Here is a 13,653-nt window from a genome sequence, read left to right as displayed (position 1 = left end):
TCTCAATGACCATTGCTTCTGATGTCAGTCAATGTCTTGCAGCAATACGTTCTATCGAAGCACAATTATCCAGTCTTGCATTAACTTCAATGGACGAAGAAGCTAAACGTCTTTTTCATGAATCTATGCTGGAGATTAGCGAAATAAAAAATGATTTGGAAAACAGAAAAAAGGTTATTGAGTTTGAGGAGCCTCAATATAAACCAAATTAATTAAATATGGAGATGAAATTATGCCGGAGTGGCTGCTGATTGGTGCTCGTTCTATACTGTTTGCGGGTGTTTTGTTTGTTATTACAAAAATGATTGGGAAAAAACAAATTTCAGAGCTTTCTTTTTTTGAATATGTATCAGGCATCACCATTGGGAGTATAGCCGGTGAAATTATTATGGGCTTAGACAACCATTGGGCAAGCGGAATTCTTTCTATTATGATCTTTGGTCTTGTTACATTATTTGCTGATATTCTAGCCTTAAAGAGCAAAAGCTTCCGCGATTTCTTTGAAGGAAAAGGGACAATATTTATTAAAGATGGAAAGATTCTGGAAGACAACTTAAAAAAAGAAAGATACTCTATTGATGACCTATCCTCCCTGCTCCGCCAAAAAAATGTCTTTAAGGCAGCCGATGTGGAGTTTGCAGTTCTGGAGCCTCGTGGTGACCTGAGCATCATGCTGAAGAAGGAAAACCAGCCGCTCACTCCAAAAGATCTTCAATTGAACCTGCCTCAGGAAAAAGAACCGCAAACGGTTATTATGGATGGTAACATTCTAAACGATCCATTGGCCGGATCAGGAAAAAACAAAAAATGGCTGAAAGCTGAGATAGAGAAATTAGGCCTCACTCAGGAAAATATTTTTTTAGGACAAATTGATTCTTTTGGTGACTTAACAGTGGATGTATATGATGATTCAATTAAGGTTCCTGCACCCCAACAGCGTCCTCTGCTTCTGGCCATGATTAAGAAGTGTGCAGCGGACCTGGAGATATTTTCATTGCAGACTGATTCAAAAAGTGCACAGAGAATCTATGAAAGAAATACAGAAAAGCTGAATCGGATTATTCAAAAACTGACTCCATACCTAAAGTAATATATTCTGCCTTCCCTCCCTCCCTCCTTCTTTCTTCCACCCATCAAAAAACAAACACCAGAAATTTGGTGTTTGTTTTTAACAGGTTCCTTTGCTTTCCTTTTTCCATACTGCCTTTTGCATAATCAGAGCTGCAACCGCTATTAATGCCACAAATAGTAAGCTTACGAAGAAACCGAATCGAATTGATTTTTCCAGTAATGTTCCGCTGACTGCAGCAAGGATTAGGATCAGTCCAACAATGGCAAGGAGCTTGCCAAATATTTTGTTCTCCAAAATCCGCAGCGCCGAAATAATGATGAAAGACCAATTAAATAAAATCATGATCCCTGCAGCAGTGGTAATGTATTCATAGATTTTTCCCGGCAAAAGCAGCGCAGTTACAATGGACGCTATTAAACCCGCTGTGGCAAGTGACAGCGATGGCAGCGGCAGGTCCTTCCACTTTTTTATCTTTTTTGAAAAAAGATTTGGCGCATCGCCATCATTTGCTAGGGTAACCAGCAATGATGTTACTCCAAACAGTGAAGCTGTCATGGTAGAGAAGCCGGCAATGATGATGGCTGCATTAAAAACGTGGGGAAAAAGTCCAGGTTATAATGTTCCATGGCAGTCACAAACGGACTTTCTTTTTCATTAAATTCCCCATGTGAAGCCATGTATACGGCTAAGCCAAGTGAAATGACATAAATGATGACCAGGACGATCAGCATGATAATGCCGGCTTTGGGGGCATCTTCTTTCTTTTTCAACCTGGTAGCCATCAGCCCGATGACTTCAATTCCTCCGTATGCATAGAACGCATATATTAAAGATGACCAAAAGCCTTTAAAGCCCTCTGGAAACCAGTCACCGGCAGACCCGGGAATCCCGGATGTTTGACATCTCCATCCATTATCCCTGCCAATGCAGCAAAAGCCAGGATGATAAACATGATGATAGCAGCAGTTTTAATAACTGCAAAGAGGTTTTCTGCCTTATCAAAGCCTTTGCTTCCTGTTAGGACTACAATAATCGAAAGAATAGCATAGCCCGCTGCAAAAATCCAAAGCGGGACATGCGGCAGCCAGAATCTTGTTAAAATGGAAAGTGCGGTTAACTGACTCCCCATAATTAATATATTTGAGCACCAGTAATTCCAGCCGCAGCTGAATCCTGCCCACTTCCCATACGCTTTATTGGCATAGTAGCAGAAAGATCCTTCCTGAGGGTCTTCTGCAGTCATTTTAGCTAAAAGATTATAGACTATATAGGTTCCAATAGCCGCTAATATAAATGAAAAAACAATGGCTGGTCCTGTAATCTTGATTCCAATGGCAGACCCCAGAAAAAATCCGGTCCCGATGGTGCAGCCCACACCAATCAGTGATAATTGCCACCATTTTAAATCACCTGATTCACTTTCTTTCGAGGAATTGCCGCTTGGAAGAAAAAAATCCATGATGTACCTCCCTTTTTGCGTCGCATACTGGCAAAAAAATAAGCCGATTCAGATGATGATCGGCTTCCGTTTCAATGACACATGGAAATTTGCCATAATTCTTATTTCTTTTTTCAGAACTGTCGCTTTTTAAACCAGTTACAGATCGGAACAGCTGAGTGTGCATGCTCCCCTGTACGATATCCTCCAGGAAGAATTGCTCGATCAGCTTTTTGTATTCCTCATCTTCAAACATTTTTTTGTTTTGCAATTCCATTTCAGCAAGACCCTCATATGTAGAAAGAAAAGCATAAGTATGATCATCTCCTGATATTGGCGATAATAGCTCAACCTTGTGCTGGTAATTTTCGTTCCGAAAGCTTTGGATCATCCTCAGATTTTTTAAAGCTTCAACGAAATTATCCTGCTTCACTTCAAATGTTTGGTAAACGAAAACAGACATGTTAATCTCCTTCCCGATTTATAGAATGTATTTTTTCTCCTTTTATCAGGGAGATAGTTCTTCTTAATTGCCATGCAAGCATAGTTCTTCAATATTGCTTAGTGTGTTTATTAGTCCATAAAATATTCCTGGAAAACAAAAAACAGCCCAATTGAATCGGGCTGTTTGGATAGTTATTAGATCATGACCTTACAGATATCATTCGTAAACTCGACAGGGTCGCTGATTGGCAGGCCTTCAATCAGCAAAGCCTGGTTATATAGGAGGTTTGTAAAGAGACTTAACTTTTCCTTATCATTTTCCAATGCATTTTTTAAGGCCTGGAAGACTTCATGGTTTGAATTGATTTCCAAAACCTTATTTGCTTTTACATTTTGATTGTCAGGCATGCTGCTGAGGACCTTTTCCATTTCAATGGTGACTTCGCCATCTGCAGTCAGGCAAACCGGATGGCTTTTAAGTCTTTTGGAAATCCGGACATCTGTCACTTTTCCTGATAAAATCTCCTTCATGCTGCTGAACAATTCCTTATGCTCTTTTTCTTCAGATTCTGTTATTTTTTCTTCCTCATTCCCGATGCCGAGATCACCGCTTGAGACTGACTTAAATTCCTTTTCTTTATAAGACATCAGCATTTTTATGGCGAACTCATCAATATCTTCTGTAAAGTATAGAATTTCATAACCCTTATCCGCCACCAGTTCGGTTTGTGGAAGCTTTTCGATTCTTTCGTTTGACTCTCCAGCAGCATAATAAATATATTTCTGGTCATCCTTCATTCGGGATACATATTCATCAAGTGATGCCAATTTCTTTTCTGTTGAAGAATAGAACATCAATAAATCCTGGAGTGTATCTTTATGGTTTCCGAAGTCGCTATATACACCATATTTTAATTGTCTTCCAAATGACTTATAAAATTGCTCATATTTTTCCCGCTCATTTTTCATCAGCTGCTGCAGTTCATTTTTAATCTTTTTGCTGATGTTTTTCGCAATAAGCTTCAGCTGCCGATCATGCTGGAGCATTTCCCTTGAGATGTTAAGTGATAAATCTTCGGAGTCCACCATCCCTTTGACAAAACTGAAGTAATCAGGCAGAAGATCTCCACACTTATTCATGATTAAGACGCCATTTGAATAAAGCTCCAGGCCTTTTTCATATTCTTTTGAGTAATAGTCAAATGGAATATTCTCAGGAATATATAAAATCGCATTATAGCGGATTGTACCATCCACACTTATATGGATATGCTTTACCGGCTTGTCAAAGCCATAATGCTTTTCCTGATAGAACTTTTCGTAATCCTCGTCTGTCAGTTCACTTTTATTCTTTCGCCAGATTGGGACCATGCTGTTAATGGCCTGCTCTTCAATATTTTCCTCATACTCGTTTTCGGCATCACTTTTAGGCTTACTTACCTTAACATCCATTTTAATAGGATAGCGGATGAAATCAGAGTATTTTTTTATGATCGACTTTAAACGGTACTCTTCAAGGTACTCATCATAGCTTTCATCTTCTGTATTTTCTTTAATTTTTAAGATAATTTCAGTGCCGACCGCTTCTTTATCATATGGAGTAATCGTATACCCCTCAGCACCATGGGATTCCCATTTGTAGGCCTGCTCACTGCCAAGTGCTCTGCTGATCACAGTTACAACATCTGCAACCATGAAAGCAGCATAAAATCCTACTCCAAATTGGCCAATAATATCATGGCCATCTTTAATCTCATTTTCTCTCTTAAAAGCGAGAGAACCGCTTTTGGCGATGACACCCAGGTTGTTTTCCAGTTCTTCCTTAGTCATGCCAATGCCGGTATCTTTGATTGTTAATGTCCTGTTCTCTTTATCAGGAACGACTTTTATGTAGTAACTGTCTTTGTCAAACGTTAAAGAATCGTCTGTAAGTGCTTTGTAGTAGATCTTATCGATGGCATCACTGCTGTTGGAAATAAGCTCCCTCAGGAACACCTCTCTTTGAGAGTAAATGGAGTTAATCATCATTTCCAATAATCTCTTGGATTCTGCCTGAAACTGTTTCGTTTCCATGTTAGTCTCTCCCCTTACCGTTCTTTATTGCATTAGCACTTAAACCTTTAGAGTGCTAAACAATATTTAAATATCATATTAGCTGATTTCTGTCAATTAGCTTGAACTTACTTTCTTTCTAAATGATTTCTTCCGCACATTCAACAAGATTGCGTATTGTTTCTTTTAATTGCTTCGACAGCTGTTCGGAAGTCCATTTCGCACACTGATTGTCCAAATCTAATTGTATTAACAGCATCATCCAAGCAGAAAAAACAGCTGAAAATAAATAATATTCCTGTTTGAATTTCACCCTGTCAGGAACAGAGATTTGAGATTCCTCGCAATAACAGTCCAGAATCTTATTTCGTAAAGTATGGTCATCAGGCTTAGGGAAATCCGGATGTGACATATCGATTAAATGAAATAAATCCCAATAAGGTATGTTTAAGTGGCAATGTTCCCAGTCCAGAACCACCGTCTTACCGTCCGCATACCCAAAATTCCCCTGGTGCAAATCCCCATGGCAAAGAACCTTCACAGCAGAAAAGGATTTTGAGCTACATACGCTGAAAAGGATGCTTCCTAATCGTTCTGAAATATTGTGTAACCTGAAAATAGTAAAAACCTTCTCTTTGTTCTGCAGAATATGGTTCGCCATTTCCTCAATAGCCGGTTTAGGGCCACTCAGCTTTGTATTGGAAAACCGCTCGGCGGGTAAAGAGTGCCATTTGGCCATTAAAACAGTTAGTTCGATTGCAATCTTAGAATCAAAAGTATGTGTGATGGTGCCAAGATCTTCTAAGATAATCCAATTATTGCTTAGTGTGGTCTGAACGGAATACGACAGGATTTTTGGAAACTTTAGCGGCAGTTCTGCCAATACATTTTCGAAAATCCATACTTCTTTTCCAAGCTGAGTATTGTTTGTAAGAGGTTTAAAAATATAGCTCTTGGTTTCATCAATAAAAAAGCGCTCGACAAACCGGCCGTTCGAGCCCTGATATAAATTCTCTCTCCTTAAAATGTAACGGTCATTTAGTGTCCCGTTTGCAGTCACAATATTAGTAAACAAGCTTTCGCTCCCCCTTATAGGAATCCTACCTAACAATATATATAAAACGGCTTTTAAAAATAATACTTCTTTACACAAAAAAAAGTACCCTCAGAGAGGATACTATTTACAGCAAACTGAACTCGTAGCCGTTCCCCCTAATCTCAGCAATTAACTCAGGCAGGGCTTCTACAGTCTGGCTTAATTCATGCAATAGAATGATTGCTCCGTCTTCCAGGTTCTCTAAAACGTTTGTGATAATTTGTTCAGGCTCTTCTTTGAGTTCCCAGTCCATGGACGAGATTCTCCACAATATGGTGGAGAGCCCGAGCTCTTTCGCTGCAGCAATGGTATGTTCATTATACTGTCCAAATGGGGGCCTGAATAGCTTCACTTCCTGGCCTGTGATGGATTCAATCTTTAATTTGCTGCTCCTTAGGTCCTGGATTTGTTCACTTGGAGTCAATTTAGCATAATTGGAATGCTTTGAAGAATGTGTTCCTAACTGATGGCCTTCTTCGAGAACTCTTTTCCACGGACGACCGGGGTATAAAAGCCTTGATTGCCAGAAGAAAACAGCTGGAACCTTTTCTTTCTTCAATATATCCAATAGTTCCGGAAGAATTCTTGCCGGCCCATCGTCAAAAGTCAGTGTCACTGTTTTCTTCGATGGATGTCCGGCATTAAATAACTTGATGTCTGGGTCGTTCGAAACGTACACGACGTTCGAGCTATCCACTACTCATGGACAATTGGCCATTCTTCTGCCTCCTGTTCTTAAGTTGATCGGATATATGATTTTTCGCTATAACTTTCTGCATCATATGTAAATACATACATATCATCTGTAAACTGTTCCGGTTTACCATCAAAAACAACCTCCCCATCTTTTAAAGCAATAATCCGGGTTGCGTAGCGTTTAGCCAATTGAACATCATGGACATTAATGATGGTTTGCAGACCATGCCGGTTATGCATCTCCTGCAGCAGGCTGAAGATCCGGTCTGAAGTTCCAGGATCCAGGCTGGCAACAGGCTCGTCTCCCAGCAGCAACCTCGGCTTTTGAAGGAGAGCCCTTGCAATGCCGACTCTCTGTTTCTGCCCTCCGCTAAGATGCTCAACCCTGCGGCCCGCAAAGTCGGTTAAGCCCACCTCTGCAATGACTTGTTTAGCCTGACTCTTTTCTTCCTCTGTAAACCAGCCAATCAGGTTCTTAAAACTGCTCCTGTAGCCGAACATGCCTGTCAGAACATTTTGCAGGACAGTCAATCGCGGAACTAAATTAAAATGCTGAAAGATCATGCCCATCTCCCTGCGGATTTTCCGAAGCTGTTCATCACTAAGTGCAGAAAAGGAATGGCCATCCCAGATGATTTCCCCTGATGAAGGGGGCTGCAGGCCATTTAGACAGCGGATCAGCGTGGATTTTCCGGCACCGCTTTTACCCAGCACGCAAACAAAGTCTCCAGGGTGTATCGTCAGATTTATTGAATTAAGCGCATGATGCTTCATGCCGGGATAACGGACAGTTATATTTCGAATCTCAAGCATTTCCGGCCTCCTTTATATCACTCGGTTCCTGACATAGCTTCCAAAAAGGTCCACTAGAATCACGATGATCATAATCACCAGGACATCGAGCGAAACTGAATTGTATTGGAAGGTTTTAAAATCATTAAAAAGTCTTTGGCCAATTCCTCCCCCGCCAATGAAGCCTAAGATAAGGGAAGTCCTTATGGCAACCTCAAACCGGTAGAAGTAATTTGATAATACATTTGGCCATATTTGAGGCAGAATGCTGAACAGGGAAGCAAACCAGCTCTTTGCCCCAACTGCTTTCATGGCCTCCTGAGGGCCGGGATCGGATGCTTCAATGAGTTCTGAGATCAGTTTTCCCAGAACCCCAATATTATGAAACATAATGGCCAGGACAGCCGGAAAAGGACCAAGCCCAAGAGCTGTCAAAAGAATCAAACCAAAAACAATTTCAGGAATGGATCGGACAAAGCTGAGGCCGACTCGGGTTATATGGTAAACAAACTTTGAGCCGGAAGTGTTTTTCGCGGCCATAAAGCTTAACGGAAGACCGATAATAAGCCCGAAGAAGCTTCCCAGAAATGCCATGGCCAAGGTTTCCAGACTGCCTTCCAGTATCCTTGGAAGGAGAGAAAAATTCATCGGGAACCAATGGGACAGGAAATCAATCATGTTGCGGAAGTCTCTGAATTTCGCTAAGTCGAATTCTGTCAGCTTCATGCTTAGAAAAATAAATAAAGCCAATACGGTATATGTTAATATGCTGCGTTTTTTAAACCACAATCTTATCAGCCCTATTCTTTAATAAGTCCCTCTTTTAGGGCAGCCTGACGGATGCTTTCGTAATCTTCGTTACTTGCCTCAGTAAATCCGCTTGCACCGAATGCATCCAGAATTTCGGGATCTTTAATCGCCAGAAAAGCTTCCTTCAATGCTTTAATTGTTTCTTCATCGGTGTTTTCATGAACAGCCCAAGGGTACTGGAAAAGCTTTTCTGATTTCCAGATCGTTTTAATCTGCTCTCCATCTACTTTTCCTGATTCCACTAATTGATTATAAATGGCGCTGTCGATCGCACCGGCATCCACCTGTTTATTTTGAACAGCTAATGCAGTGGCATCATGTGAACCCGTGAATCGGACGGATTTAAAGCTGTGTTCATCCTCTGATTGGTAAACTTCACGGTCCTTTAATTCTATGGATGGGATAAGGGATCCTGAAGTTGAATTGATATCACCGAAAGCAAAGTCAGAATCACTGCTGTTTTTCAGTAAATCTTCAAGTGAGTTCCATGGATTGTCCTTGTGGGTGATGATATAGGAATAATAGAATGGCTCTCCATCAATCAGCTGTGTAATGATGGCTTTTGCTCCGCTCTTTTCATGGGCCACAACATATGTTAACGGGCCGAAATAGGCCATATCAATTTTATCGTAGTTCATGGCTTCCACTACCCCGTTGTAATCCGGATAAACTTCGACAGCTACTTCCCGATCGAGTTTTTCAGATAAGGTTGACTGCAGTTTCTCCATGGCAGCTTCCATCGATCCCTCTGTTTGAACAGGGATGACCCCAATAGTGAACTTTTCTTTCGATTGATCTTTTCCATTTTTATCTGTGTTATCTGTTTCATTTCCGCTGCAGGCTGACAGAAGCATTATTGAGAAGATAGTCAGGAGCATTAAGAATTTTTTCATGTTAGCACTTCCTTATTCTGTTTTTTTAGTAAAGGTAAAAAAGGACTCTATTCGAGTCCTTTTTAGATCACCGTAATCTTTCCGGGATTCTGATCTGTGACTGTTCCGATGATGGAAGCCCATTCGACTCCTTTTTCCTTCAGGTCATTTAGGAGTGGTTCAGCTTCTGATTCAGGAACGGTTATTAAAAGTCCTCCTGATGTTATAGCATCACATAGAATCACTTGGTCTACGTCATCAATATTTTCGTATTGAATACGTCCGGAGAGCCATTTATGATTCTTTTTGGAGCCGCCGGGAATAATGTTCTGCTGAGCAAGCTCCCTGGTTTTTGGAAGAATAGGCACGGCTGTGCTTTCAACAGTTATCCCTGTGCCGCTTCCTTCCGCAATCTCCATGGCATGGCCAAGAAGTCCAAAACCAGTAATGTCTGTGCATGCATTAACCTGGTAGTTATCCATAGCTTCAGCTGCCTCTTTATTTAAAGCAGCCATGACTTCCATCACACGGTCAATGCCTTCCTGATCCAGCATATCCCTCTTAATTGCTTGAGTAAGGATGCCTACGCCAATTGGCTTGGTTAAGATCAGTTTGTCGCCAGGTTTGGCTCCTGCATTTGTTCTTACCCGTTCAGGATGTACGGTTCCTGTCACAGATAAGCCAAACTTTGGCTCCTGGTCGTCAATGGAGTGCCCTCCAACTAACACAGCACCGGATTCTTTCACTTTATCGGATGCGCCAGCCAGAATGTCTGCAAGTATGCCTTTATCCAATTTGCTGATAGGGAACCCTACAATATTCATGACGGTTATAGGCTTGCCGCCCATAGCGTAAATATCACTCAGCGAATTGGCTGCGGCGATTTGACCGAACATGTATGGGTCGTCAACGATAGGAGTGAAGAAATCCAGTGTCTGCACAAGGGCAGTTTCATCATTTATTTTATATACGCCTGCATCATCCGATGTATCCAATCCTACCAGGAGGTTGGGGTCAGGTACAGACTTAGGCAAATGACGCAGAACCTGCGCCAGGTCTTCAGGACCAATTTTGCATCCTCAGCCGCCTTTTGTTGATAAAGAAGTTAATTTTACGATTTCTTCTCTCGACATAGTTCTCACTCCTTGCTCAATCATTGTTTGCTTGGGGACTTTTCTAGGATGGTTTCGTAAATTTTTTGAAGTGTTTTGGCTTCATATTCCGAAGAATGACTGCCCTCCACGTAGAGTTTGGCAGCATGCCCCAATTTAATCCTCAATTTGTTATTATTCACTAGTTTGTCTGCATTATCAAGAAATTCGACCGGATTAGTATAGATTAAACCGGTTTTCTGATGTGAAATGATATTCCGGTTGCCCGGGTTATTGGCTGCAAGAACTGGAAGGCTATACCCCATTGCTTCTAAAATGGCGGCAGGCTGGCCTTCAGAATGGGATGTGTTCAATACGGCATCCGCTTGCCTGTATAGCTCTCCCATATGGTGATGCGGGATCTGGCCAAGATATTGAACCCATTCTTTATTTTTTTCAGTTAGAGTCTTTATAATATTTCCCTCTTCTTCTTCAATAACAGGGCCCGCCAGCCAAAGACGGATTCGGTGATTCTTTTCATATAACGCTTTAAGTTTTTCTATGGCAAAAGGAATATTCTTCACCTTGCGGATTCCTGCAGGCAGCAAAAATATAAAAGTGCCGTGTTCTTTTTTATAGTCGGCTCCAGTTTCAGAAAATATTACAGTGCCTTGATGGATAACATTGATTTTATCTTTTGCTTCAGGAACTGCACCTGCCAGTACATGCTTAGCTTCTTCATCAAATACATGTACAGCTTCGGCATTGATAATGGTTTGACTGATTTCGCTTTTCTTAACCGGATCATGAAGGTCGATATTTAAATCAGTGCCGGTCATGGTTACGACATATCTTTCAGGCTTTTCACCAATCCCCTTAATAAATTGGCCAAACCGATAAGCGTTAAAGCCATGCACAATATCGGCTTTTGGCAGTCTGGATAATTTGCAGCCGTCTGTGATATTGATTATGTCAGTCTCAATGCCCAGCTTATTAAGGTTATCGGATATACGCTGAACAGTAACTGTGTTTCCTCTTGCCTGGTGAAAATTCGGGCTTGCCAGAAGTACTTTCATCCTTTCATCCTTCACAATTATATTTGCTCTATCTTCGTTTTAATTAAAGTTTGCATCAATTATTGCAGGAATATTTCATCCTGTCCATTAATTGTATTTCAGCATGCTGTTCTTTTCATTATGACTGTAAAAAAGCCTGTTTCTATATCAAGAAACAGGCCCAATCCTTCTATTGGTTTCCGAATTCTTCTACAAGATCTCTAAATTTCCGAAGGGAGTTTTCAATAGGATATGGAGAAGTCAGATCCACTCCGGTTTTCTTTAGCAGCTCAAGCGGATAATCGGCGCTTCCGCTTTTTAAGAACTCGAGGTAGTTTTGCAGCGTTTCCTTGTCTCCTTCAAGAATTTTCGCTGCCAAATGAATGGCAGACGCAAATCCGGTTGCGTACTTATACACATAAAATGGACGGTAAAAATGAGGGATCCTGCTCCAGCCGAATTTCACCTCTTCATCAAAAACAATGTCATCCCCGTTATATTCGCGGAATAAACGTTCATAAATCATGCTGAAGACTTCAGCGTTAAGCGGCTCTCCCTTTTCCGCTAATTCATGGGTTTTCATCTCAAACTCAGCAAACATAACTTGAGTGAAGAAGGTTCCTTTAAACTGATCAATAAAATGATTAAGGAGATGCCTTCGAACATTTTTATCCTTTTCCGTGTTCAGCAGATAATGAATCAGGAGCACTTCATTCACTGTTGAAGCGACTTCCGCCACAAAAATGCTGTAGCGCGCAGTGATCTGCGGCTGGTGCTGTGAGCTCAGCTTGCTGTGTACACCATGCCCGCACTCATGAGCAAGTGTAAAAAGGCTGTCCAGATCATCACGGTGATTCAGGAGGATATAAGGATGAACTCCATAAATGCCGAGATTATAAGCACCTGACCGCTTCCCTGGAGTTTCATGCACATCAATATAGCGGCCAGACTTAAATTCCTTCAGAATAGAAATATAATCATCCCCAAGAGGCTGGAGCGCTTTACACATTGTGTCATAAGCTTCTTCATAGGAAATTTCTGGTTTGACACCCTTTACTAGAGGGACACTTAAATCATATTGCCTCAGTTCGTCAACGCCTAACTGTTCCTTGCGAATCGCAGTATACCGATGCATTGCCCCGATATTCTTTTTAGTCGTCTCAATTAGATTGACATACACTTCCTTTGGCACCTGATCACCGAATAGTCCTTTTTCAAGTGCTGAAGGATAATTACGGATTTTGGCCATGGTGACATTGTTTTTTATTGCGGCAGAAAGGGTGGAAGCAATGGAGTTCTTCAGCTGCACATAGGGCTGGTAATAAGCCTTATAGGCTTCTTTCCTCTTTTCCCGGTCTTCTTCTTCCATGATTTTCGCATACATCCCCCGCGTCAGTTCAACCTTCCCGCCATCCTCTTTTGTTACATCACCAAACTTTATATCTGCATTATTCATCATTCCAAAAGTATGGCTGGGAACGGAAAGTGCTTCGCCGAGATGTGATAGAACTTCTTCCTTGTCCTTATTAAGGACATGCGGCTTATAACGGAAGGATTCGAGCAGGTCCTCTTCAAAGTATTTCAGGCCCTTTTCTTCAGCAATATAGCTCTTCAGTGTTTCCTCATCAAGGCTTAAGAGAAATGGCATAAAAAAAGAAGTGGAAGAACTGACTTTGACGCTTAATTGCTTTGCCCTATCTACATAGGCCTGCGAATCTGTTACTCTTGTGTCTTCATCGGTTTTCAGCATCGCATAGGCATACAGCTTATTAAATATGTAAGAGAGTTTTTCTTTTTTTTCAAGGTATTGATAAAGGGAGTTGCCATCGTGAATCTGTCCGTCAAAGGTTTTCAGCTTATCGGCCAGTTGTTCAATAAGCTTGTAATCTTCTTCCCATTGTTCCAAACTGGAGTATATGTCTTCCAGATTCCATTTCTCATTCAGCGGAACGTCATTTCTGTCTTTGAATGTCTTCATCTTATTACTCCTTTGCAGCAAACTGTTGTTTTATTAGGCTGTTTTCGAAAAATTTGTTGCTTTTACATAACTGAGTATAATTTGCTGAGTTGATTGGAGCGGAGGGCACTTGATCCTCGAAAATACTGACGCATTTCCTTCGTGCGGTGGTCATTCGAGGAAGCTTATTCAATGTCCTGCGGGAGTAGCGGGACAGGTGAGACCCCGCAGACGCGTAGCGTCGAGGAGGCTCATCGCCCGCCCCGCGGAAAGCAAGT

At 41.4% G+C, this 13,653-nt stretch carries 12 protein-coding genes and 1 pseudogene; 2 read left to right on the top strand and 11 right to left on the bottom strand.

Going from position 1 to position 13,653, the window contains the following annotated elements; genetic code table 11:
• The first annotated feature begins 5 nt into the window (after window positions 1–5).
• On the top strand, window positions 6–212 hold the full coding sequence (locus tag LLY41_RS12995) for a DUF1657 domain-containing protein (protein WP_304585559.1): 207 nt from the start codon (window positions 6–8) through the stop codon (window positions 210–212).
• A 20-nt stretch (window positions 213–232) separates the two neighbouring features.
• Window positions 233–1,090: a DUF421 domain-containing protein gene (locus LLY41_RS12990; protein ID WP_304585558.1), complete on the top strand. Its 858-nt coding sequence runs from the start codon at window positions 233–235 to the stop codon at window positions 1,088–1,090.
• A 78-nt stretch (window positions 1,091–1,168) separates the two neighbouring features.
• Here LLY41_RS12990 and LLY41_RS12985 read toward each other — a convergent pair.
• The 11 genes and pseudogenes from LLY41_RS12985 to pepF form a co-directional block, all read right to left on the bottom strand.
• Window positions 1,169–2,531: pseudogene (locus LLY41_RS12985) on the bottom strand (amino acid permease).
• Window positions 2,488–2,973, bottom strand: coding sequence for a hypothetical protein (locus tag LLY41_RS12980; protein WP_304585557.1), 486 nt, complete (start codon window positions 2,971–2,973; stop codon window positions 2,488–2,490). Before LLY41_RS12980 ends, LLY41_RS12985 begins: the two are co-directional and overlap by 44 nt.
• 176 nt (window positions 2,974–3,149) lie before the next feature.
• Window positions 3,150–5,027, bottom strand: a complete 1,878-nt coding sequence (gene htpG, locus LLY41_RS12975) for a molecular chaperone HtpG (RefSeq protein WP_304585556.1) — start codon at window positions 5,025–5,027, stop codon at window positions 3,150–3,152.
• Between the two features lie 118 nt (window positions 5,028–5,145).
• Complete coding sequence (locus LLY41_RS12970; protein WP_304585555.1) at window positions 5,146–6,081, bottom strand: phosphotransferase; 936 nt, start codon at window positions 6,079–6,081, stop codon at window positions 5,146–5,148.
• Between the two features lie 106 nt (window positions 6,082–6,187).
• A complete protein-coding gene (locus LLY41_RS12965; protein WP_304585554.1) occupies window positions 6,188–6,781 on the bottom strand; it encodes a polysaccharide deacetylase family protein in 594 nt (197 codons plus the stop codon).
• A 56-nt stretch (window positions 6,782–6,837) separates the two neighbouring features.
• Window positions 6,838–7,611, bottom strand: coding sequence for a phosphonate ABC transporter ATP-binding protein (gene phnC, locus LLY41_RS12960; protein ID WP_304585553.1), 774 nt, complete (start codon window positions 7,609–7,611; stop codon window positions 6,838–6,840).
• Between the two features lie 12 nt (window positions 7,612–7,623).
• Window positions 7,624–8,379 carry a phosphonate ABC transporter, permease protein PhnE gene (gene phnE / locus LLY41_RS12955; protein ID WP_304585552.1) on the bottom strand — a complete coding sequence of 252 codons (756 nt, stop codon included), beginning with the start codon at window positions 8,377–8,379 and terminating at the stop codon, window positions 7,624–7,626.
• Between the two features lie 11 nt (window positions 8,380–8,390).
• A complete protein-coding gene (gene phnD, locus LLY41_RS12950; protein ID WP_304585551.1) occupies window positions 8,391–9,293 on the bottom strand; it encodes a phosphate/phosphite/phosphonate ABC transporter substrate-binding protein in 903 nt (300 codons plus the stop codon).
• A gap of 62 nt (window positions 9,294–9,355) precedes the next feature.
• On the bottom strand, window positions 9,356–10,405 hold the full coding sequence (gene selD / locus LLY41_RS12945) for a selenide, water dikinase SelD (RefSeq protein ID WP_179288932.1): 1,050 nt from the start codon (window positions 10,403–10,405) through the stop codon (window positions 9,356–9,358).
• A 20-nt stretch (window positions 10,406–10,425) separates the two neighbouring features.
• Window positions 10,426–11,439 (bottom strand): glycosyltransferase, encoded by a 1,014-nt coding sequence (locus LLY41_RS12940; RefSeq protein ID WP_304585550.1) that lies wholly within the window; start codon window positions 11,437–11,439, stop codon window positions 10,426–10,428.
• A 169-nt stretch (window positions 11,440–11,608) separates the two neighbouring features.
• Window positions 11,609–13,396, bottom strand: coding sequence for an oligoendopeptidase F (pepF, locus tag LLY41_RS12935; RefSeq protein WP_304585549.1), 1,788 nt, complete (start codon window positions 13,394–13,396; stop codon window positions 11,609–11,611).
• Window positions 13,397–13,653: the final 257 nt, after the last annotated feature.

This window comes from Cytobacillus firmus (assembly GCF_023612095.1).
GTDB lineage: Bacteria > Bacillota > Bacilli > Bacillales > Cytobacillaceae > Cytobacillus.
The sequence above is the reverse complement of the archived record's forward strand: the minus strand, read 5'-3'. Positions and strand labels throughout refer to the sequence as shown.

What these genes read in the sequence shown, in the direction of transcription:
- LLY41_RS12995 (WP_304585559.1), top strand. Translation starts at nt 6, where the DNA reads ATGACCATTGCTTCTGATGTCAGTCAATGTCTTGCAGCAATACGTTCT.
- LLY41_RS12990 (WP_304585558.1), top strand. Translation starts at nt 233, where the DNA reads ATGCCGGAGTGGCTGCTGATTGGTGCTCGTTCTATACTGTTTGCGGGT.
- LLY41_RS12980 (WP_304585557.1), bottom strand. Translation starts at nt 2,973, where the DNA reads ATGTCTGTTTTCGTTTACCAAACATTTGAAGTGAAGCAGGATAATTTC.
- htpG (WP_304585556.1), bottom strand. Translation starts at nt 5,027, where the DNA reads ATGGAAACGAAACAGTTTCAGGCAGAATCCAAGAGATTATTGGAAATG.
- phnC (WP_304585553.1), bottom strand. Translation starts at nt 7,611, where the DNA reads ATGCTTGAGATTCGAAATATAACTGTCCGTTATCCCGGCATGAAGCAT.
- phnD (WP_304585551.1), bottom strand. Translation starts at nt 9,293, where the DNA reads ATGAAAAAATTCTTAATGCTCCTGACTATCTTCTCAATAATGCTTCTG.
- LLY41_RS12940 (WP_304585550.1), bottom strand. Translation starts at nt 11,439, where the DNA reads ATGAAAGTACTTCTGGCAAGCCCGAATTTTCACCAGGCAAGAGGAAAC.
- pepF (WP_304585549.1), bottom strand. Translation starts at nt 13,396, where the DNA reads ATGAAGACATTCAAAGACAGAAATGACGTTCCGCTGAATGAGAAATGG.